Genomic DNA, 21,734 nt, shown 5'->3' on the forward strand with positions numbered 1-21,734 from the left:
GAAAGAGACCGTGTCTTAAGATTCAACGATAACGAATAAAGAACACCCAGTTGAAGGTAGGGCCCGAAGGCAAACGTGAAAATCCGTAAAGGAGAACCCACGATTCGCACATGTGCTAAGATGTCATTGACGTTTGAATGCACGACACAAGTTCGTGGCTTAGCTCCCCCGACGGAGAGATTTAATGTGGATAGCCAAACCCACGAATATCAGACTGCTCACCGTCGATGTTTTGTTTGCCTTCGTGCCGTGTCTTTAAAAGGAGAGTGTAATAGGTTGGGGCTTTGCCCCAAGAGTTTAACGCTTTAGATTCTCCTACAACGTTTCAAATTCAAGAGGGAACCGGGGGTAATCCAGTTCCCCGTTGTAGCAGAACCCAATCATGGCGCTCGGGTTGCTCTCCAGCATTGCCCTATCCTCCATGATTGGAAAGAGCCATAGTTAGTCTTTCCAAGATAAAACCAAAAGATTTTAAAGAGGCACACTTGACAGCCTCGTTCATATCAGTGCGAAAGCAGTGCTTTCGGGGTTTTCTTTGTGAGAAAGTTAAAGAAACTATGCACATAACGAGAAGAGAAGACAAAGTTGTGGTAAACTTATATAAGAATATTGAGAAAATTCAAAACATGATAGTGTAGATTTGCGGCAGATCAACTTGATCGAGAAAGGATGTTTAGTGATGATTGAACAAGTATACCCGGATATTTTTAAAATCCCCATCGTTCTTCCCAACAACCCTTTGAAAGCCACCAATGCCTATTATATTAAAGGGAAAGAACGAAATCTGCTCATTGACACAGGCTTTAACCGGAGCGAATGCAAGGAGTCCATGGATCAAGCACTGGCCGATCTGGGTATTGCTATGGAGAATACGGATATCTTCATAACTCATCTGCATGGGGATCATTCGGGTTTAGCCGGTTATCTGTCCCGTCCGGATAACACAATCTATACCGGCAAGTATTGCGCCGATACGCTGCTGGGCCAGGCAGGGGCAGGGCTCCATGGCTTCTTAAATGAGCTGATCGCTCAAAGCGGACTGACCAATATCACGATGTCCGACCATCCTGGGTATACCTATGCCAGCGACATCATCGAAGAGGCAACAAACGTACAGGATGGGGATACTCTTCAAGTTGGCGAATTCAGTTTCCAATGTCTTGAGACCTCAGGTCATGCGCCGGACCATTTTTGCCTTTATGATCAGGAACGAAAAATCCTTTTCTCCGGCGATCACATCCTGGGGAAAATTACTCCCAATAATACCATCTGGGCACCGCCGGCGACAATCACCAGGGATTATCTCGGCGACTATCTGGAAAGCCTGAATAAAATTGCCGCACTGGATATCAAGGTGATTTTTCCCGGGCATCGATTCGTGCTTGAGGATGGATATAAACGGATCGAAGAACTGAGAGATCATCACCAAAGGCGGCTGGAAGACGTTATGAAGATTCTTGGCCAAAAGAGCATGACGGGAGCCCAGATGGCCGGCCAAATGCAATGGGATCTGACTATTAGGTCGTGGGAGGATTTTCCGCCGGCCCAAAAATTATTTGCCACTGGAGAAGCCCTGGCGCACCTGACCCATCTGGTCTTGCAAAACATGGTGGTCAGGGAATTAAAAGACGGGGTGGTTTATTATACAAGGGCATAGGATTCACCGTCCAGTTAATCGCCAATGTGGGGCGAGCGGAAAAAGTGCTGATCTTTCAAGGCTGCTCTACTGATAAATCTACCCAAAAGCGAGTTCGCGTTTAGGCAAACGGACTCGCTTTTTGTGGTTTGCCCACGGACAGGTTGTCGAAGGTCAGCATAGCATAACTTAGGTTCCAGGGGATTAGGCCCTGATGTAGCGGGTATTCTTTCCTGCACCGACAGGCCGAATCAATCCTCTTATGACCAGTCTCTTTAATAAATTAACGGCAGCGGCCTGGGAGAGCGCCAGCTTCCCTTCGACCTCTTTTCTGGTGATGGATTCATTGGTCTTAAGCATCTCCACAACCATTAATTCGTTGCCGTACAATGGTGCCGCTTCTTTAACAACACCGTAATTGGAGTTTAGATTGGGAAGGGTGATTTTAAAGGCGTTACCGGTAATTTCAATCAAGGGGGCCGCTGGATAGCTTTTATAGCTTTCCATGATTTTCGGCATCCCGGTACCGTAGGCCTCAATTAAGGTTAAACGGTAAAAGATGTGTGCTAAATTCTCATTGCGTGTCACAGAAATGCCCAGCATGATATCATCATAAGAAATGCCTTTAAGCAGACCGCCAATGGATACAAATTCAATGCGATCCTCAAAGATGCTGATCAGTGTGCTGGCGCTGAAGGAGTAATCTCTATGAACGAGGGCGTTGAGAAGCGCCTCTCTGATCGCTTCTACGGGATAGTCCCGGCGGTCAATACGGTACAAGCCGTCAAATTCAGCCCGGGTCCGGTTGTAGTGGCTGATCGTTTCATAAACTTCGTTGAGTTGCTTAAGCAATGACCCGGAAAATTCGCGTCTGTCCTTGAAGACAGATTTGGTCGTTCCTTCAAATACAGCAAGTCGGATGGTATGGCGGCATTGATCAGACAGCAGCAATCCCAGATTGGTGTAGATACCATCAGCGTTCGTTATTTTCAATGTTTTCTGCTGACTGGTGCCAAAGGGGATTTTTCTAGAGTTGAAGGCGTTCTCCGCTTCCCTAAAGGTTAATTCTTGTTGCAGAGAACGTACATCCTCATAGTTTTCCCCATCTGTGTTTTTGATCATGTTTAGAATGGTTGCTTCAGTGGCGGGAACGGAAGAGGGGCCCTGACGAATGTAAACCCCTTCGGGACGAATACCCTTGTTGGCAAGATAATAAGGACTGGCGGTACCTTTTTGCACCGTGATTTTTATGATGTGCCGGTTATCTACCATTTGAACTTCATAATTTACAAATAGTGTTACATCGGGCTTAATTGTGTCCCGAATCGCGTTGGATACCCTGAGCAGCGTATTATCTACATCCCCTATTCCTACAGCCTGACCACTGTCATCGATACCTATATAGAGGGTTCCGCCACTGGTATTGGCAAAAGCTATCACAGTTTTCTTGATATCGTCAACATAGTCACGTTTGAACTCGGTAGTAGCGTCTTCGCTCCGTTTCATAGGATAACCTCCCATTACAGCATGCATTTTAATGTGTTATAATATATTTTAACACATTCTTATCAATTATAATACATTCTGAGCGAAAGATTCTGGGGAGATTAGAGAAAGCATCATAGAGGCCCAGTGCAGGCCGAAGATTAAAGAAAAGGCGCTTTTCCGCCGGCTGGGCGGGAAGTGCCTTTTTTTGAACGATTAATTTGCAAGTATGATCGGTATGATATATCATATCGATCATAGGGAGGTTGGATAGATGCATCATGGTAAGTTTTACGGCTCCACAGTGATGGGGGAACGGGGACAGGTGGTTATTCCTGCGGAAGCCAGAGAAGAGCTGGGGATTGAAGCGGGAGAGAAGCTGGTCGTCTTTGGCAATAAGCGCAAAGGGGTCGTCATTATTTTTAAATCGGAAGTCATGACCCGCTTCGCAGATATGATCTTCAGAAAGAGCAGGTTCTTTGAGGAGATGTTCACTGCCGATTCCCCGCAAGAAAGGGCGGGGCAGGCCGGGACGCCGCGGGAGAAGAAAGGTGATCCGGAGGAATAGGACCGGCCAAAGTGTAGTTATAGAAGTAAATGATCGGGGAGGTATCCATGCCGATAATTATTAGGTTTTTTAAAGATAAACGGTTCCGGGTCATCATTACCATGTTCCTGCGGTTTGTCTTCCAATTATGGTGGCTGAGCAAAAAAAGACGTTTTTATGGAGAAGAAGCTTATCAGAAGCAGCTTAAGGCCGTCTACCAAAAACAAGCCAGGATCTTTGCTGAGACAGCCATGGGGATGGGCGGCTTGCTCATTAAGCTGGGACAATTCTTCAGTTCCCGGGTGGATATCCTGCCTGAGGAATATACCCGGGAGCTTGCCCTGCTCCAGGATGCGGTGAAGCCGGTGCCGACGGCGGATATTATCAGGAGGATCGAGGCGGAATATGGCCGCCCGCTGGGGGAGATTTACCTGAATTTTTCTCCGGAGCCCATCGCTTCAGCCTCTTTAGGACAGGTTCATACGGCTGAGATCAAAGGCCATGACCAGGTGGCGGTTAAGATTTTACGCCCCGGTATTGAAGAGATCATCATCAGCGATTTTGATGCCCTGCGCTTTGTGGTCACCTTTGCCAAGCGCTATCCCCGCATCCGGGCTGCGGTGGACTTAGAGCAGATCTATGCTGAATTCACAGAAACCACCCTGGATGAATTGGATTATCTTAAAGAAGGCCGTCATGCCGATCAGTTTCGGGAGAACTTTGCCGGAGAACCGGGAATTGCCGTGCCAAAAGTGTATTGGGAGTATACCACCCGGCGTGTCCTGACCATGGAGTATATCACAGGCTATAAGATCAACGATTTTGCCGCTTTGGACAAGGCGGGGCTGGACCGGGTCAAGCTGGCCGACACCCTGATCATGGCCTATGTGCAGCAATTTCTCAGCGACGCCTTTTTCCATGCCGATCCCCATCCGGGGAATCTCCTGGTCAAGGAAGACGGCGCCCTGGTATTCCTGGACTTTGGCATGGTGGGACGGATCGATGAAGGGATGCGGGAAGAGCTGATCTCCTTTGTCATGGCCCTGTTTAAAAAAGATACGGAACAGATGGTGGAGGTGTTTGCTAACCTGGGTTTCCTGCGCCCCCATGCGGAGAAGGGCACCTTGGCCAAGGGATTGAAGCTTATACTAGCCAATATCTTTGCGGAGAAAGACCTGAAAAGGGTGAATTCTGAAGAATTTCTATGGGAGTTGAGGGAATTCATGTACTCCCAGCCCTTTCAGATTCCGGCCCGGACCTTGTTCCTGGGCAAGGCGCTGCTGTCGATTGTGGGAATCTGCGGGGGATTGAATCCCCGGTTGGATCTGATTAAGACCCTGCGCCCTTATGCGGAGGAGCTGCTGGCCGGAAAAGAGCAAGCAGACGGAGCACAAGGCTTTGCCCAAAAGTTTATCCTTGACCAGGCCAAGAAAACCTTCACTGATGTGGTTGGTCTGCCGGAAAGAATCAACCACTTGATCACAGGCCTGGAAGGCGGCAGCATCAGACTCCATCCCTCGCGGAGCTTTGAGCAGAATCTGCTGCAGAGCCAGAGGGAGCAAGGCAATCGTATTGTGCAAGCCATAGTGAGCAGTGGTTTCTTAATCGCCGGCACCATTTTACTTGAAGGACCTTATCTTAAGATTGGCATAGGGTTGATTGCTTTCTCAGCGCTTTCCTTCCTCTCCCTCCTCAAAAGCAATGCAGGGAGGGCGGGAGCCGAAAGAGGGGGCAGGGGAAACCGGGCCATGCGCAATGCGTCAGCCACGGGATTTAAGAAACCCCGTTTTCATCCCTAAGCATCCTTAAGATGTCCCTCATCGTTTTGGACTGGGAAAAATGACTGGGCCTGATCATAATTAGAGTAAAATCTATCGAGGGTAAGGCTGCCCCTATATTTCTCAAAGCCTGTTTTACGGCATATTCAGGAATTTATCGTGGCTGCCACAGCTAAAGGATATCGTGGTAAGGTAGTAGACATCGCCGAGTGGAGCTCGGTTCACCGAACATCCATTGGATATTTCCTCGCTGATGGGGTTTAGGATGAATCCTATATCCAGAAAGTTGTTCAACAAGAATCTCTCCAATTTGTCGTATCTCATTCCAAAAAGACGGAGCAACCTCTATTCGTGATTCATGATGACACTGTTTGTCATAAGACTAAACCTTCGTCACAGGCACAATGTCCCATCGAGCAAGCAGATTTTCATTTTTCGCACTTATAGGGTAAGAGTGTTTGGGGCCATCAAGTCCAAGCAACCCTTGTTCAATGTGGTGACCACTCGCTCATTCATGAGATTCATCGATACGATAAAACTAAGGGCAGCAAGCGTCATCAATTTTGCGAAAGCCTTTTCGCGCCACTCTATTGTGGTGACAATGGACGTCCTAACTTTCCGGTCAATATTTTTATGGGCCTTGATTTAATCAAGGAAATCCGGGAGTACACCGATGAGGTCTTACTGGATGAATATGCGTTTAATTACCAAATTTTCTATGCATTAGGGCTATGTACCTTAGGTGAACGCTATTTCGCACCGAGAACGTTGTATGAGTTCCGTGCTAGACTTTATCAGTATTCACTTGAATATCCTGAAGAAGCCGATCTTATCTATGCTCAGTTTGAAAAGCTTACCGATCACTTTATTGCCGTTGCCGGACTCAACACCGAGGAAGCACGCATGGATTCGACTCAGATCATGTCTAATATTAAGTTGGCTGGACGGCTCTCGCTCGCCTACGATGTCTTAGTCAATGCAGTAAAGATCCTTCCAGAACAGCTTATGACCGATACCTTCAAGGTTTTTCTGAAAGTAGATTACAAGACTCATTTTCTGTATTTCAGTGATTTGCTCAAAAAGAAAAAGGTGAGAATTGGAACTCGATTGTAAAAGCATGGTTATTTGCCCTGAAGTAAACGTGTAGTCCTTGATAACCGTCACGGTCAAGATTATAAATCTTGCATTTATCTGCGCCAAAAGGACAAGCTTGAATGAAGGATTGCACGAAGTCGTTAAGGTCTATTTGGTTCATGTTTAGAATAAACCTCACCCCTAAGATATCATTAAGCTTTTTGAATAAGGGCATCGGAAGAGTATCCTTATTCCAATTCCTTTCAATTGAGAAATCCTCTTTATAGCGAAACGTGAAGTCGATTGAAGGAGCATATTGGTTGACAAGTTCATCTATATTCTGGACATATTCAATTGTTGATATTAGGAATTCATCCTTTATAAAGAAGAAAATCCTCTAGAACAAGGTCTACCTTATCCTTTGTTTTACTCATATTACAAGCCCAGTATAATTGATATAGCAAAGAATTAGAGAATCTTTATGGCTCCTAAGCATCGACCCCCTTGAGAAATATGGTATGATATTAGGAGGAAGGTTTGGGAACGTGATGGACACAAATGTGTTATTCATTTTCTAAGTTGCTATCTAAGAGGGGAGATTGCCTAATGGGTGTCCAGGTTTTTCGTAATTACGAATACAAGGTTTTTGAAAGTGGACAATTAAAGGCTTTAGCAGTGGAACTAATGCTTTTCCTAACGAAAGATATAACGAATAGTAATTTTATGGTAGTTTCTAAGGCTGGCGATATGGAATATAGGGATAACATCGATATTCATCAACTAGGCGAAGTAAATGAAATAGGCAAGAAGATCGAGGGACTTAGTTTCTTTATAGGGAAAGAGTGGATAAGGCTGTTTGAGTCCAATGGAAATTTAAGCGTAATGTATAACCTCTCCTGTGGGCCTGAAGAAGCTACTAAGATATTTTCAATAACAGAAGAGATTTTGGAATTGAAAGCGATTCAAAAGTCCGAGCCAGGGAGCCAGACTATACAAGAAAATACGGAAAGCCCCTCTACAAACTTGACCAGTGAACAGATTTTATTAGCTTGGGGAAAGGCTATTAAGGTGGTTAAAAAGAATTTGGAACCTGCATCTTTCGATACATGGATAGCCCCTGTTGTCCCCGGAGCAGAAGGTAATTTTCTAGTCTTATTTTGCCCTAATGTATTCGGCGTAGATTGGCTTAAGAGTCGTTATAAATCCTTACTTTTAGAGATAGTACAATCCATTGAGCCAGCGATCGAGGACATTATTTTCCGTGTAGCAGCTGAAGAAGGCAATGATAAGCAACGGCAAATAATTCTACGCGTTGATGAAGATTTATTTGACCTAATGAACAAGATTTATGAAAAAGACACAGAAGGAACTATTGGTTGGACTTTTGAAAAGTATTTTACTCAAATGATTCAGTCCATCTGCCAAGATCGTTTGCTAGATTCTACAGACCGTTTGGTTCAATTATAGTTATTCTTGCCGGGATACTATTTCTGTATTTAAATGCGATTTAGGGAATTCAGATTTAGATCTAAATGCTGAAGATTTTGCCGATCCTTCTGAAGAACTGACAGACAAAAGTTTTGAGTATTGAGAATTTAATCTTATTTACTTAGCAAGAGCGGTTGATTTGGGTTTGAAAATAGCGGAAGGTTTTTTCAAGGAAAAGGGATATTTTGAACTGGATTAAGGAACACATTCGAGATTAAGACTTGGCTATGCCAAGTCACATTTTGTTTACAGTAACAACAACTACAGAATTAATATTCTTATATATTCTTGTCAGAGCTGGAGGCCTTGCTCCCGTAAGGCTGGGGTGCCCTCGAGGCTACTGGGGGAGTAGCCGTCGGAGAGCGGTCAAACCGCCTGCAAACTTTTAAATGTGAGGGATAGATTCATAGGTAAGCATGGCAACAATGTAAATAGCACAGAAAACTGAAATTCTTCTTTCTGAATTGTCTCTGCGAAATGCTATAATGGAATAAAAACAGCATAAAAAAGAGTAGGAGTAGATCGATGCTAACAGGAGAAATTCGTAATAAAGTGGATAAAATCTGGACCGATATCTGGGCAGGAGGAATCACAAATCCCCTAACCGTTATCGAACAGCTTACATATTTGATGTTCATTCGATCCCTTGATGAAAAGGAATTGGAAAACGAAAACTTTGAGGCCCTAAGTGGGGAAGCGATGCCTAAAATTTTCCCACAGACAGAAGAAGGTCAAGCCATGCGGTGGAGTAAGTTCAAAACGAAGGATGCCCGCATGATCTATGATATCGTCGGCACGAAGGTCTTTCCGTTTATCAAGGGAATGAACGGAGAGAATGAGACCGCCTTTTCGCGTTATATGCAAGATGCCATGTTCCTCATCCCAACTCCCCAGGTCTTGCAAAAGATCATTACGGGATTAGATGAGTTGTATGAGCACGATATTCAAAACCTGGATATGCAAGGCGACCTGTATGAGTATATGCTGGGTAAGCTTGCTCAAGCGGGACAAAATGGACAATTCAGAACTCCGAAGCATATCCGAGACATGATGGTGCGACTCCTTGCCCCCACCCCGGAGGATAAAATCTGCGACCCGGCTTGTGGTACGGCGGGTTTTCTGGTGTCCGCTGCAGAATATATTCGCGAGAAATATGAGTCCGAGATGACCAGTGAGCAATGGGAGCATTTTGAAGGGAAGATGTTCACAGGCTTCGATACCGACAGGACTATGCTTCGTCTTTCAGCTATGAACCTCATGCTCCATTCGATTACCCAACCCCACATTGACTATGTGGATAGTGTTTCGAAGCAGAACGGTATTTCTTCAGCCTATGATATGATCCTCGCTAATCCACCGTTTACCGGTACGGTGGATGCGGAGAGTATTAATGATAACTTGAAGGCTGTCTGCGATACGAAGAAGACGGAGCTTTTGTTTGTGGCCCTCTTCTTAAGAATGCTGCGCAAGGGTGGGCGCTGCGCGTGTATCGTGCCCGATGGCGTTCTATTTGGCTCGACTAAGGCCCATAAAACCCTCCGCAAAGAGTTGGTCGAAAACCATCAACTTCAGGCGGTTATCTCTATGCCCAGTGGAGTCTTTAAACCCTACGCCGGGGTGAGTACAGCTGTACTGATTTTTACGAAGACCGGTGCGGGTGGGACGGATAGGGTCTGGTTTTATGATATGAAAACGGACGGCTTCTCTTTAGATGATAAGCGTTCACCCATTGAGGCAAATGATATCCCGGATCTAATCGCTCGATTCCATAACCTGGATGGGGAAGCGGATCGTAAGCCCACTGAGCAGAGTTTTTTTGTGGAGAAGTCGGCGATTGAGGGGAACGACTATGATTTGTCGATTAACCGGTATAAGGAAGTCGTGTATGAAAAAGAGGTTTATGATTCACCGAAGGAGATTATGGAACGCTTGGATCAGTTGAGCCTTGATATTGCCTCTAAGATGGAGGAGTTGAGGGGGCTTATCGGGTGAGTAAGTGGGATTTTTCGACGTTAAAAGATATTACAACTTGTATGTGTGATGGTAATTGGATTGAGTCGAAGGATCAATCTGTAGAAGGAATTAGATTAGTCCAGACTGGTAATATTGGGGAAGGAATTTATTTAGATAAACCCAATCACGCAAAGTTTATTAGTGATGAGACATTTTCTCGTTTAAAGTGTACTGAGGTTTTTAGAGGAGATGTTTTAGTTTCTCGTTTGCCTACCCCTGTTGGGAGAGCATGCTTGCTTCCTCATTCTAATACCAGAATGGTTACTGCTGTGGATTGTACTATAATAAGATTTAACAAGGGTAAATTTTTACCTGAATATTTTATATACTTTTCAATGTCAACTAATTATTTATCCCAGGTTAATAAGCATTTAGCTGGTTCGACAAGGGTAAGAATTAGTAGGAAAAACTTAGAATCTATTATAGTCCCCCTCCCACCCCTCGAAACCCAAAAGCTAATTGCCCAAACCTTAGATACTGCTGCTGAACTCCTTGCCATGCGCAAACAGCAGCTTGCAGAATTAGATAACCTTATCAAGTCCACCTTTTATGACATGTTCGGGGATGTTGCGACTAATGAAAAGAAGTGGGAGGTAGAAAAGTTAGGAAATATTTCAGGCGTCCAAGGTGGTTTGCAAGTCACAAGCAAACGAGTTGAAAATTCGATAGAATTACCTTACTTGCGGGTAGCAAATGTCTATAGAGACTTACTGGATCTACGAGAAATAAAAATGATTAAAGTAACGGAGGCGGAAGCAGAAAAGGTTTGCTTGGTAAAAGGGGATATACTAATCGTTGAAGGGCATGGGAATCCAACCGAAATTGGCCGTTCAGCTGTTTGGGATGCTTCGATTCAGCCATGTTTACATCAAAATCATCTTATCAGAGTAAGAGTGGATACTAACTTTGCGTTGCCCATTTTTATTAGTCACTATATTAATTCTCCAAGTGGAAAACAGCAAATGTTTAAAGTTGGGAAGACAACTTCTGGGTTAAATACAATAAGTACTAAAAACGTAAAAGAAACTTTCGTAGTACTCCCACCCCTCCCCCTCCAAACCCAATTCGCCGAAATCGTCACCCAAATCGAAGCCCAGAAAGCCCTTGTGAAAAAAGCCATCGATGAAACCCAAACCCTCTTTGACAGCTTGATGAGCGAGTATTTTGATTAAGTACTGAGGTGATTTCATGACTGCAAATTTTGATTTCCTCCGAGGACAAACGGAATATGCCTTATTTTCCACTGCCTGTATCGAAGCAGAGCGCGTCTTGGCGACCTCTCCGGCGATGGCAGCAGTCGGGAGCCGCAAGGCCTTCGAGTTGGCGGTAAAATGGGTGTACTCAGCGGATAACACGATTTTTATGCCTTATAAGGATAATTTGCAGGCTTTAATTCATGAGCCCTCTTTCAAATTCGCAGTGGATAGCCAAACCTGGAACAAGCTCCCCTATATCATCAAGTTGGGTAACCTGGCGGTCCACACGGAAAAAGCCATCGATCGTAGTGAAGCGGTCTTATCCCTTTCGGCCCTTTTTGAATTCATTCAATGGGTCGATTATTGCTACGGTCAAAATTATGAGGAACGCTCTTTTGATGAAGCCAAGATCCCGGCGGAGAAGGTCATTTTGGATGAGGCCAAGATCAAGGAAAAAGATAGCCTGATCGAGCAAAAAGAGGCTGAGATTCTGGCCCTCCGTGCTCAGGTCGAGGCGATGAGTGAACGGTTTACTGCGGAGAAAACACAGCATAAGGAAGAACGCCAATTCATCCCGGGGGATATCTCAGAATTTCTCACCCGCAAAAAATATATCGATGTGGATCTTAAGCTTTTGGGTTGGGTCTTAGGCGATGATGTACGAGAAGAAGTTCCGGTCGAGGGTATGCCGAATCCGGAAGGGAAGGGCTATGTGGATTATGTCCTCTATGGGAAAGACGGGCTGCCCCTTGCCCTGATCGAAGCGAAACGCACTTCAAAAGATCCCAAGATCGGCACCCACCAGGCGAAGCTTTATGCGGACTGTCTCGAGAGAATGACCGGCAGACGTCCAATCCTATTTACCACCAACGGCTTTGAAACCTATCTTTGGGATGATTTGACTTCTCCCCAGCGCAAAGTGAGTGGAATATTCTCCAAGGCGGACCTGCAAAAACTAATCAACCGTCGGAGTCAACGCAAAGCGTTAAACGAGATCCCCATTGATGATAAAATTACAGATCGCTACTACCAAAAAGAAGCGATTCGTGCCGTGTGTGACTCGGTAGAGACCGGGCATCGGAAATCTCTGCTCGTCATGGCGACCGGGACCGGGAAAACGAGAACCGCCTCGAGCTTAACCGATGTCCTATCTCGCGGCGGCTATATCACAAACACTTTGTTTTTAGCAGACAGAACCGCCTTGGTCAAACAGGCAAAAGACGACTTTAAAAACTATCTTCCGGATATGTCCTTGTGTAATCTCCTCAGCAACAAGGATGATAAAAATGCCCGCATCGTCTTTTCGACCTATCCCACGATGCTCAACGCGATTGACACCGCAAAAAACGCCGAGGGGCAGCGTCTCTTTTCCCCAGCCCATTTTGATCTGATTATCATTGATGACGCTGTTATACTTGGACTAAATTAGTAAACCTTTTAAACGCAAGGGTTTCACTGATTTAGTCCAATTTTTTTATGCCCAAAATTAGCGAAACAACAGTATTTATGAGGAGGTTTTGATACGAATGTGTAAAATAATCGCAGTGGCGAACCAAAAGGGTGGTGTAGCCAAAACCACAAGTGTAAGAAATATGGCTTTCTCACTTGGGGAACTTGGTAAACGTGTTTTGGCAGTTGATTTTGATCCGCAGTCGAATCTAACTGCATCTTTCTCGGAAGAGAATATGATCTTAAAAACTACGATTGCAGATGTAATGACAAAGGCAATGGATGAAGAGAGCATTCCGAATAAAGAAGAATATATCTATTCTCATGGGAAGATTGATTTCATGCCAAGTAGCATCCATTTGTCCGTAGTTGAAGCCAATCTAAGAATGGAAATGGGAAGTGAGAAGTTGCTGACAAATATCTTAGAACCGCTTAGAGATCAGTATGATTTTATTCTTATTGATACGAATCCGTCCCTAGGTCCTTTAACAATCAATGCTCTTTCTGCTGCCGATAGTGTCATCATTCCGATTAATCCAGAGTTTTATGCAACTATGGGATTAACCGATTTAACCAAAACAATTCTAAAGATCAGAAAGAGAATCAATCCTGGTATTCAGTTTGAAGGGATTTTGATGACCATGTGTGATATGCAGACAAACCTTCATAAGGAGGTCTGCTCAGAAGTTGCAGAAGCTTATGGTAATGGAATGAAAATATTCAAAGTTCAAATTCCAAGATCCATCAGAGTTGGAGAAGCAAACCGCTATGGCATGAGTGTCATTGATTTTGATAAGAAGTCTAAGGCAGGATTAGCTTACGATGAGATGGCAAAGGAGTTGATAGCTTATGGTAACTAGACCAACAGCCAAGAAAGTGAAGTCACTTGATGAACTGCTTCAAGCGGATGATATTTATTCAGCACCTGTTCAGACTGAGGAAAAGGGAATTAGGCTGATTGCTTTCGATGAAATTCGACCATTCAGAAATCATCCTTTCCACTTGTACAGAGATGAGCGGCTGGAAGACTTAGTTGAGAGTATCAGAGCTAACGGAATCTTAATTCCTATGATTATTCGGTCTGTTGAGGATGATCCAGATGGTTATAAGTATGAAATGCTTGCAGGCCACAATCGTTTAAATGGTGCAAAACTTGCGGGACTTATTGAAGGTCCGTGTATTGTGAAAGATGGATTGTCAGATGAAGAAGCACTGATGTACGTTGTTGAAACCAATGTTATTCAGAGATCTTTTACAGATATGCTGACCTCGGAAAAAGCTGCTGTACTTGCCATGAGTCATTCAAAAATGTTCTCTCAGGGCAAAAGAAATGACATCATTGAAGAACTTTTAAAACTCGAAAACCCTGAATATATCGGGCATGATGAAACTTGTGCCCCAGTGGGGCACAAGTTAAAAACCAGAGATAAAGTTGGGATTGAATATGGTTTGTCGAAGAACACTGTGGCCCGACTTTTACGAGTAGAAAAGTTGAATTGTAGTTTAAAAGAACGAGTGGATTCAAATGAAATTTCTCTTAGATGTGCAGTTGATTTGTCTTATCTCATTGAAGCCGAACAAGAAGAAGTAAGCAATGTGATATCTGAGAATGACTTCAAAGTAGACATGAAGAAAACTGAAATGTTGAGAAGCTATTCTGCTAACAGCAAGCTGAATGAAAAGGCTATTTATCAGATTCTTTCAGGAGAAATCAATAAGAAACCTAAAGCCAGTACATCACCCTCAATTAAAATAAAGCATAAGGTATATGCCAAGTTCTTCTCACCTGAAACAAAGGCAAGCGAAATTGAGAAGATAGTCGAAGAAGCACTGGAACTTTATTTTCAAACCCATCATGGTAGAGAGGAGGATAATACCGCTTGAGAAAAGATGAACGGTTAAAAACGATTTATGAGACGATTGCTCCCCATGTGACTCGTAGCGAGGGTGCATGGAGAGAATATCTTGAATTTGCCTCAAAACTCTTTAAATATAGCTTTGATAATGCACTCCTTGTTTATGCTCAGAATCCTAATGTTACGATGCTTGCACCAACAGCAGTATGGAATAAAGTTGGCAGATACGTCAATAAAGGGGCTACCGGAATTGCTGTCTGCGAATATGAAAATGCAAAATTGACCGTCAAGCATTTGTTTGATGTCACTCAAACAAATGGCAGGGATGTGGTTGCGACTAATTGGGATTTAGATGAAGATATGAAGAGTCGATTGGAGCGTAGAGTAGCTTATAATCATGGACTTGATACTTTTACTTTAGCAGATGCAATTCGTCAAATATCTCAAGAAGCTGTAACTGAGAACCTCGATAGTTATATGCAGAATCTTCAAGTGGACATTGAAGATCATTTATTTGAGAGTTTGCCTCAAGACGGTTTGGAGTTGCAAATTCAAGAGCTCATCAGTGACAGCGTTTCTTGCTTCGTGGGAAAACGATGTGGCTTACCTGATGAAGAAATGATTGTACTAAAAGGTATGGCAACTATTGCACATTTCAATACCATTCCCTTAATTGCAAAGCTCGGATACACTGTAACGGATATTTCTAAAAGCATTTTGATTGAGATTGAAAGAAACATAAAAATCATTGATAAAGAGAGGAGAACACAAAATGAGCAAGATAGACATGAACTATCAAGAGATAGACGGGTTGAAGGTTCCCTGTATCCAGATATCGAACAACAGCGAGGACGACAGACCACTGGGCAAGTACGGCAGGATGGCAATGGAATTCCTGAAAGAGCAAAATCCACAGCGATTTATGATTTTGAAAATGGATGGCACTCTGATGGAGATCATGCACAAAGTACAGGAGGAAGCAGTAGAGAAAATCGAGCACATAACACAGGAGATGTTGAAGATGGAACCTATGCCAGAGACAGAGGATATTATGGAGAAGACAAAACACCTAAACAGCCTGAAGTCAGTGGCGGAGGAAATCGTTCTGAACGAGGTAGTCTACAAGGTGAGGTAGAAAAAGATAAAACCCAAGTAATAGCAAATAATGATGAGTCATTAAATAATGGCTCATTTTTTATGCCCGAAAATGAGACTGATAAGAATGGTATCAAGGTTCTAATTGTTGAACAAGGAAAAATCCCATACGTCAAAACAATTCCAAAAGGATATGAAGAGCTTCAGCGCCAACTTGATGGGACATTCACAACATTGGAAGTTGATTATGGAATCGATGCAATTTGTGCTGACGATGTTGATTTTGAAAGTACTCCCATCAACCGAATATCAAATGGACAGCCAATCTTTGGAACCTTTCTGCTTTCAAGAGTCAATTATGAAACCGGTGAATACCAATCGCTAAAAGATGAAGATATCGAAAAATACTCCAACCAATTTAACGCACCACTGATTGATATTACGGAGTTAATCAGCGAATTAGAAGTAGCTGACACGGGAGCAATTGAAAAAGTTAATGATCTGGATTATGAGAAACTTGGCTTTTATAAGTTAAGAAGAGTCATCGAAGATCAACCTGAGAAGCATGTTGAAAAGTCTAAGGGACAGATGACGCTCTTTGATATGAAGTCAAATAGTAGAGAGGAAGAATTGATTGAACAAGTTCTTCTTCTAGGCAGTGGTGTTCAAAACGGTATAAACCGAATTTATGAATTCGCAATGACAGATCCAACGGGCTCTGCTTTTTCCTCGTTCTTAAAGGATGAATATGGTACTGGGGGGTGTAGTGTCAATAAAAGTGGTATTGGATTTGAGAATCATGATAGCAAGGGCATCGAATTTGATTGGACTGATGAAAATGGTGAGAAGCAAAAAACTCAGATTACTTGGCTCAAAGTTGCCATTGGTATCAGACTGCTTATTGACGAAGGAAGATACCACGTGCCACTGAAAGAGAAGATACCACAAAATTCTGAGTATCAGTCTCATAAAAATGAGCTTGAAGCAGTTAACAAAGAAATAGAGGACATTCAAGTAAAATGGGAATCAGGGGCTATCTTTTCAGAAGAACAAACTGAACATTGGGATGACCTTGAGGATTTAAAAAGAGAATTAGAAAGTGACATTGCTGATTTTGAGGAAAATCAAAGCCCAGATACTCTTGAAGAATCAGAGGCTAGCCAAGTACAAAAAGTAGCGAACACAAATCATGAAGAAGTGAAAGCTCTTAAAGCAAGTCCTAATAGATTAAGCTTTCGATATTCTGAGGATTATAATCTCTATCCTAATGGTGCGAAGACAAAATATAAGAACAATGTGGAAGCCATTAAACTATTGAAGAAGATAGAAAGTGAAAAGCGGTTGGCTACCAGTGAGGAGCAAATTATTCTTGCTAGATATGTTGGATGGGGTGGGCTGGCAAATGCCTTCTCAGATACAGCCTCTGGTTGGGAAAATGAATATATGGAGCTTAAAGTACTCCTTGAAGACAAGGAATATGAAGATGCAAGGAATTCAACCATTACTGCGTATTACACAGAACCAGAGTTAATCAAAGGTATTTACCTAGCTCTTGATCGCTTTGGTTTTGTTGGTGGAAGAGATCGAAAGATACTTGATCCTGCAATGGGTACAGGTAACTTCTTTTCTGTCTTTCCTAAAGTAATGGATGGAACTCAGCTTCACGGTGTAGAGCTTGACAGTGTCACAGGAAGAATCGCAAAGCAGCTCTATCAGGATGCGAATGTTTTAGTTCAGGGATTTGAAACTACAACTTATGAGGATAATTCTTTTGATGTTGTCATTGGGAATATTCCATTTAACAATGTGAAGCTTTATGACAAACGCTATGCAGAGAATGATTTTCTTATCCACGACTATTTTATAGCAAAGTCTTTGGATCTTTTAAAGCCTGGTGGACTAATGGCCTTCATAAGTAGTAAAGGAACAATGGATAAAAGAGATACCTCCGTCAGGGAGTATATTGCTGGGAGGGCTGATTTAATTGGGGCAATTCGTTTACCTAGTACTGCGTTTAAAGCACTGGCAGGAACAGAAGTAACGGCAGATATCTTGTTTTTTCAAAAGTTGAATTATCCCAGAATTGTTGATAAATACTCACTTCCAGATTGGGTTTTTACGAATACAAGAAAGTCAGACTACATTAATCTCAATCAGTATTTTATAGAAAATCCAGAGATGATGCTTGGTGAAATGCAGTGCAGTCGGAACATGTATGGGAATGAAGATGGAACAGCTTGTATAGCACCTATTGGTCAAGATTTATATAAAGAACTTAATAGTGCCATTCAAAAGCTTAATGCTAGATTTGCAGCCGAACCGGATAAAGCCATTGAAGTAGCGGAAGAAGAAACAAGTATTGAGCGAACGTCAATTGATGCTCCTCTCGGAACAAAGAATTATATCTATGTCGTTAAAGATGACAGAATTTATTATTGTGAACACAATAAGCTCTTGCTTCAGGATTACACCGGTAAGAGGGCAGAAAGAATAAAAGGGCTCTGTGAAGTTAGAACTGCTCTTCTGAAAGTTATTGATGTTCAGACTAGAGAGTATGTGCCGGAAGAACTTCAAAAGGCACAAAAGAAACTGAACTCTGTGTATGATAGATTCGTTGATCGCTGTGGCTTTATTAATGAGAAGCCTAATATTGCAGTTTTCACGGATGATGATCAGTTCCCACTTCTCAGGTCAATTGAAGATCAAAGTGTTGATAAGAAATCATGGGTCAAGGCTCCGATTTTTCATAAGGCAACGATTAAATCATACCGGATGCCAGAGCATGCAGAGACAGCGAAGGAAGCATTAGAAATCAGCCTCAATGTAAAGATGAAAATAGATCTGCCATATATGGTAAAGCTCACAGAAAAATCTGCGGATGAGCTCATCGAAGAACTGGACGACCGGATTTACTTGAATCCACAAAAGTTTTATGGCAATTACCATGAAGGCTGGGAACTGAATGAAGAGTATTTGAGTGGGCAGGTAAGGGATAAACTGCTTTATGCCAAAATAAAGGCAGAAGAGTACCCTGAATTATTTGCACGGAATGCTGATGCTCTTGAAGCAGTTCAGCCACCAAGGTTATTGCCAGGGGACATTGATTTTCGTATTGGTTCACCTTGGATTCCCGTAGAACATTTCAGGCAATTTATGCACGATACTTTTGGCACACCCTATTACCTTAGAGATGTCATTAATCTAGACTATATGGAGTTTACAACGCAATGGAGAGTTCAGAATAAGACTAGAGATTCTAGTTCTGTTAAGGTCAATAAAACCTATGGTACAAACAGAGTGAATGCTTATCAAATATTTGAGGACTGCCTGAATCTTCAAAGTACAACAGTAAGAGATCCTGTTCCTTATGTGGATGCCAATGGTAAAGACCAAGTGAAATACGTAATCAATGCAAATGAAACGATGATAGCAAGGGCAAAGCAGAATCAAATCAAAGAAACATTTGCCGGTTGGTTGTTCAGTGATAAAGAACGTGCGGAACAACTACTCAATATCTACAATGAGAGATTTAATACTATTAGACCACGTGAATATGATGGTTCCCATTTGATTTTCCCTGGAATGAGTGACGAGGTTAAGTTAAGAGCACATCAAAGAAATTTTGCTGCAAGAGTCATCTATGCAGGCTCTGGTTTAGCAGGTCATGTTGTAGGAGCAGGAAAAACAGCAGCACTGGTTGCATCAGGGATGTACCTAAAAAACATTGGAGCCGTAAAAAAGCCGATATATGTGGTGCCCAATCATTTGACAGAGCAGTGGGCTAAGGAATTCTACCGATTCTTTCCCCAATGTAATATTCTTGTTACAACGAAAAGAGACTTTGAAAAATCAAACCGAAACAAGTTTGTATCACGTATAGCAATGGGGGAATATGATGCGATCATCATAGGTCATAGCCAGTTTGAACGCATACCTATTTCAAAGGAAAGACAAGAAAAACAACTGAATGAAGAGATTAACCAATTGTCCTATATCATCAAGAAACTTCGTGAGGAAAAGGGAGATAATTGGTCAATCAAACAGATGGTCATCTTTCAAAACAACCTTAAAAGCAGGCTCACAAAGCTGGCTGCTGAGGATAAGAAGGATGACCTTTTAACATTTGAGCAGCTTGGCGTGGATTACATGTTTGTAGATGAAGCCCATGTTTATAAGAATTGTTTCAGTTATTCAAAAATGAGGAATGTCGCAGGAATTGGGAAGTCGTCAAGTCAAAGAGCAACAGATATGTTACTTAAGTGCCAATATTTGCAGGAGATGAACAACGGGAAAGGGGTTGTATTCGCAACAGGAACGCCGATTTCAAACAGCATGAGTGAAATGTATGTGATGCAAAGATTTTTACAGCCACAGATGCTTCAAAAGATGGGACTGAACTATTTTGACAGCTGGGCAGCGACTTTTGGAGAAGTGGTTTCTTCATTAGAGATTACTCCAGAAGGCTCTGGATATCGCATGAGAAACCGATTTGCAAAGTTTCATAACCTTCCTGAACTGATGAATATGTTTAAACTTGTAGCAGATATTCAGACCTCTGATATGTTGAATTTGCCTACTCCTGAAATTGAAGGCGGAAAAGCAGAGATTGTTGCAACGGAAGCTACAGAATTTCAAAAAATGCTGATGGATTCATTTGTAGAGAGAGCTGAAAAAATTAGAAATGGTGAGGTAGAAGCAACTATCGACAATATGTTGAAGCTCACCAATGAAGCAAAACTCATGTCGATTGATCCAAGACTGATTATTGAAGATGCTCCGAATGATCCAGAAAGTAAATTAAACATTGCAATCAATAATGTATTTGATATTTGGCAAAAGGGAAATGAGAAACGAACAACGCAGATTATTTTCTGTGATTCAGGAACGCCGAAGCCTGGGCAATTTAATGTCTATGATGAAATAAAGAATTGCTTGACCATGAAAGGTGTTGATGAATCTCATATAGCTTTTGTCCACGATGCCAAAACTGATGAGCAGAGAGAAGCTTTATTTGAAAAGGTGAGGATGGGTGAAGTCAGAATCCTTCTTGGTAGCACTTCAAAGCTTGGTACGGGTACAAATGTACAGGATAAACTAATTGCAGTCCATCACTTGGATTGTCCCTGGAGACCAAGCGATATTGAGCAACGAGATGGTAGAATCCTACGACAGGGTAATGACAATCCGGTAATCAATATTTATAGATATGTCACAAAAGGGACATTTGATGCGTATTTGTGGCAGATTCAGGAGCAAAAGCTTAAATATATCAGTCAAGTAATGACATGCAAAAGTATCTCTCGATCATGTGAGGATATGGATGAAACAGTCTTATCTGCAGCTGAGGTAAAAGCCATAGCGACTTCTAATCCTCTACTAGCTGAAAAGATGGAAGTGGATAATGAGGTAGCTAGGTTGAAGCTCCTTAAGTCAAACTGGAATAATGAACGACTGATTTTGAAACGCAACATTGAAACCCATTACCCAAAATTAATTGAGCACTGCAAACAGAAAATTGGAGCTTTGGAAAAAGACATACAGATGAAAAATGTAACGTCAGGACATGACTTTTCCATGAAAATTGACGGAAAGACTTTTGATGAACGTGCAAAAGCTGGCGAGAGACTTTTTATAGTTAGCAAAATCCAGGACGTATCTGTTAATGGTGATCCGTATGAGATTGGAGAATATAGAGGATTCAAGCTCCACCTCATGAGGACTGCATTTGATCAAATGGAAATTAGAATCAAAGGTTCTTCCTCATATCATATTGAGCTTGGAGATTCTGAAATCGGCTGTATTACAAGGATTGAAAACTGTGTTGAGAAAATTGACCATTTGCTCCTACAAACCAATCAAAAACTTGAGGATACAAACATTCAGATGGAAGAAGCCAAGAAAGAGGTTGTGAGACCTTTTGACTATGAAGAGAGGTTAGCTGATTTTTCAGCACGACAATCTGAAATCAATACAAAGCTTGAATTTAAAGAGCTAAGACAGCAAGAGGAAGTAATCCTTGATGAAAATTCACAATCGGGTGAATCGTCCTATGAGCAGAATGAGAGGAGAGCTGAACTTTCAATAGCTGAGCGAGACTATTAATCCATAAAATCAAAA

At 42.4% G+C, this 21,734-nt stretch carries 12 protein-coding genes and 2 pseudogenes; 13 read left to right on the forward strand and 1 reads right to left on the reverse strand.

Annotated elements, in window-relative coordinates; all coding sequences use genetic code 11:
* Positions 1 to 679: 679 nt before the first annotated feature.
* Complete coding sequence (locus tag DESLBE_RS18075) at positions 680 to 1,657, forward strand: MBL fold metallo-hydrolase (protein WP_144677781.1); 978 nt, start codon at positions 680 to 682, stop codon at positions 1,655 to 1,657.
* 183 nt (positions 1,658 to 1,840) lie between these two features.
* Here DESLBE_RS18075 and DESLBE_RS18080 read toward each other — a convergent pair whose 3' ends face one another.
* Positions 1,841 to 3,142, reverse strand: a complete 1,302-nt coding sequence (locus DESLBE_RS18080) for an RNA-binding domain-containing protein (protein ID WP_144677782.1) — start codon at positions 3,140 to 3,142, stop codon at positions 1,841 to 1,843.
* 253 nt (positions 3,143 to 3,395) lie between these two features.
* Between DESLBE_RS18080 and DESLBE_RS18090 the strand changes: the two genes are divergently transcribed.
* The 12 genes and pseudogenes from DESLBE_RS18090 to DESLBE_RS18150 all read left to right on the forward strand — a co-directional run bounded on the left by DESLBE_RS18090 (position 3,396) and on the right by DESLBE_RS18150 (position 21,719).
* Entirely contained in the window at positions 3,396 to 3,689 is a 294-nt protein-coding gene (locus DESLBE_RS18090) for an AbrB/MazE/SpoVT family DNA-binding domain-containing protein (protein WP_005815687.1), read from the forward strand.
* Between the two features lie 47 nt (positions 3,690 to 3,736).
* Complete coding sequence (locus DESLBE_RS18095) at positions 3,737 to 5,467, forward strand: AarF/ABC1/UbiB kinase family protein (RefSeq protein ID WP_144677784.1); 1,731 nt, start codon at positions 3,737 to 3,739, stop codon at positions 5,465 to 5,467.
* Between the two features lie 84 nt (positions 5,468 to 5,551).
* Positions 5,552 to 5,998 (forward strand): annotated as a pseudogene (locus DESLBE_RS18100) (IS701 family transposase); the annotation flags it as partial.
* Between the two features lie 81 nt (positions 5,999 to 6,079).
* A complete protein-coding gene (locus DESLBE_RS18105; protein WP_144678675.1) occupies positions 6,080 to 6,559 on the forward strand; it encodes a hypothetical protein in 480 nt (159 codons plus the stop codon).
* A gap of 567 nt (positions 6,560 to 7,126) precedes the next feature.
* Entirely contained in the window at positions 7,127 to 7,987 is an 861-nt protein-coding gene (locus DESLBE_RS18115; protein ID WP_243131340.1) for a DnaA N-terminal domain-containing protein, read from the forward strand.
* 546 nt (positions 7,988 to 8,533) lie between these two features.
* A complete protein-coding gene (locus DESLBE_RS18120; RefSeq protein WP_144677785.1) occupies positions 8,534 to 10,000 on the forward strand; it encodes a class I SAM-dependent DNA methyltransferase in 1,467 nt (488 codons plus the stop codon).
* Entirely contained in the window at positions 9,997 to 11,193 is a 1,197-nt protein-coding gene (locus DESLBE_RS18125; protein ID WP_144677786.1) for a restriction endonuclease subunit S, read from the forward strand. Before DESLBE_RS18120 ends, DESLBE_RS18125 begins: the two co-directional genes overlap by 4 nt.
* A 16-nt stretch (positions 11,194 to 11,209) precedes the next feature.
* Positions 11,210 to 12,625 (forward strand): annotated as a pseudogene (locus DESLBE_RS18130) (DEAD/DEAH box helicase family protein); the annotation flags it as partial.
* 118 nt (positions 12,626 to 12,743) lie between these two features.
* Positions 12,744 to 13,526, forward strand: coding sequence for an AAA family ATPase (locus DESLBE_RS18135; protein ID WP_144677787.1), 783 nt, complete (start codon positions 12,744 to 12,746; stop codon positions 13,524 to 13,526).
* On the forward strand, positions 13,516 to 14,550 hold the full coding sequence (locus DESLBE_RS18140; RefSeq protein WP_144677788.1) for a ParB N-terminal domain-containing protein: 1,035 nt from the start codon (positions 13,516 to 13,518) through the stop codon (positions 14,548 to 14,550). The genes DESLBE_RS18135 and DESLBE_RS18140 overlap by 11 nt, the downstream gene beginning before the upstream one ends.
* Before the next feature lie 759 nt (positions 14,551 to 15,309).
* Complete coding sequence (locus DESLBE_RS18145) at positions 15,310 to 15,657, forward strand: TnpV protein (RefSeq protein ID WP_243131402.1); 348 nt, start codon at positions 15,310 to 15,312, stop codon at positions 15,655 to 15,657.
* A gap of 62 nt (positions 15,658 to 15,719) precedes the next feature.
* A complete protein-coding gene (locus tag DESLBE_RS18150; protein ID WP_144677790.1) occupies positions 15,720 to 21,719 on the forward strand; it encodes an N-6 DNA methylase in 6,000 nt (1,999 codons plus the stop codon).
* The last annotated feature ends 15 nt before the right edge of the window (positions 21,720 to 21,734 follow it).

Origin of the sequence: Desulfitobacterium sp. LBE (assembly GCF_007830365.1) — a bacterium.
Lineage (GTDB): Bacteria > Bacillota > Desulfitobacteriia > Desulfitobacteriales > Desulfitobacteriaceae > Desulfitobacterium > Desulfitobacterium hafniense.

Excerpts from the sequence above, each read along its gene's own strand:
- DESLBE_RS18135 (WP_144677787.1), top strand. The coding sequence starts at position 12,744 with ATGTGTAAAATAATCGCAGTGGCGAACCAAAAGGGTGGTGTAGCCAAA.
- DESLBE_RS18075 (WP_144677781.1), top strand. The coding sequence starts at position 680 with ATGATTGAACAAGTATACCCGGATATTTTTAAAATCCCCATCGTTCTT.
- DESLBE_RS18080 (WP_144677782.1), bottom strand. The coding sequence starts at position 3,142 with ATGAAACGGAGCGAAGACGCTACTACCGAGTTCAAACGTGACTATGTT.
- DESLBE_RS18145 (WP_243131402.1), top strand. The coding sequence starts at position 15,310 with ATGAACTATCAAGAGATAGACGGGTTGAAGGTTCCCTGTATCCAGATA.
- DESLBE_RS18140 (WP_144677788.1), top strand. The coding sequence starts at position 13,516 with ATGGTAACTAGACCAACAGCCAAGAAAGTGAAGTCACTTGATGAACTG.
- DESLBE_RS18095 (WP_144677784.1), top strand. The coding sequence starts at position 3,737 with ATGCCGATAATTATTAGGTTTTTTAAAGATAAACGGTTCCGGGTCATC.
- DESLBE_RS18120 (WP_144677785.1), top strand. The coding sequence starts at position 8,534 with ATGCTAACAGGAGAAATTCGTAATAAAGTGGATAAAATCTGGACCGAT.
- DESLBE_RS18105 (WP_144678675.1), top strand. The coding sequence starts at position 6,080 with ATGGGCCTTGATTTAATCAAGGAAATCCGGGAGTACACCGATGAGGTC.
- DESLBE_RS18090 (WP_005815687.1), top strand. The coding sequence starts at position 3,396 with ATGCATCATGGTAAGTTTTACGGCTCCACAGTGATGGGGGAACGGGGA.
- DESLBE_RS18150 (WP_144677790.1), top strand. The coding sequence starts at position 15,720 with ATGCCCGAAAATGAGACTGATAAGAATGGTATCAAGGTTCTAATTGTT.
- DESLBE_RS18115 (WP_243131340.1), top strand. The coding sequence starts at position 7,127 with ATGGGTGTCCAGGTTTTTCGTAATTACGAATACAAGGTTTTTGAAAGT.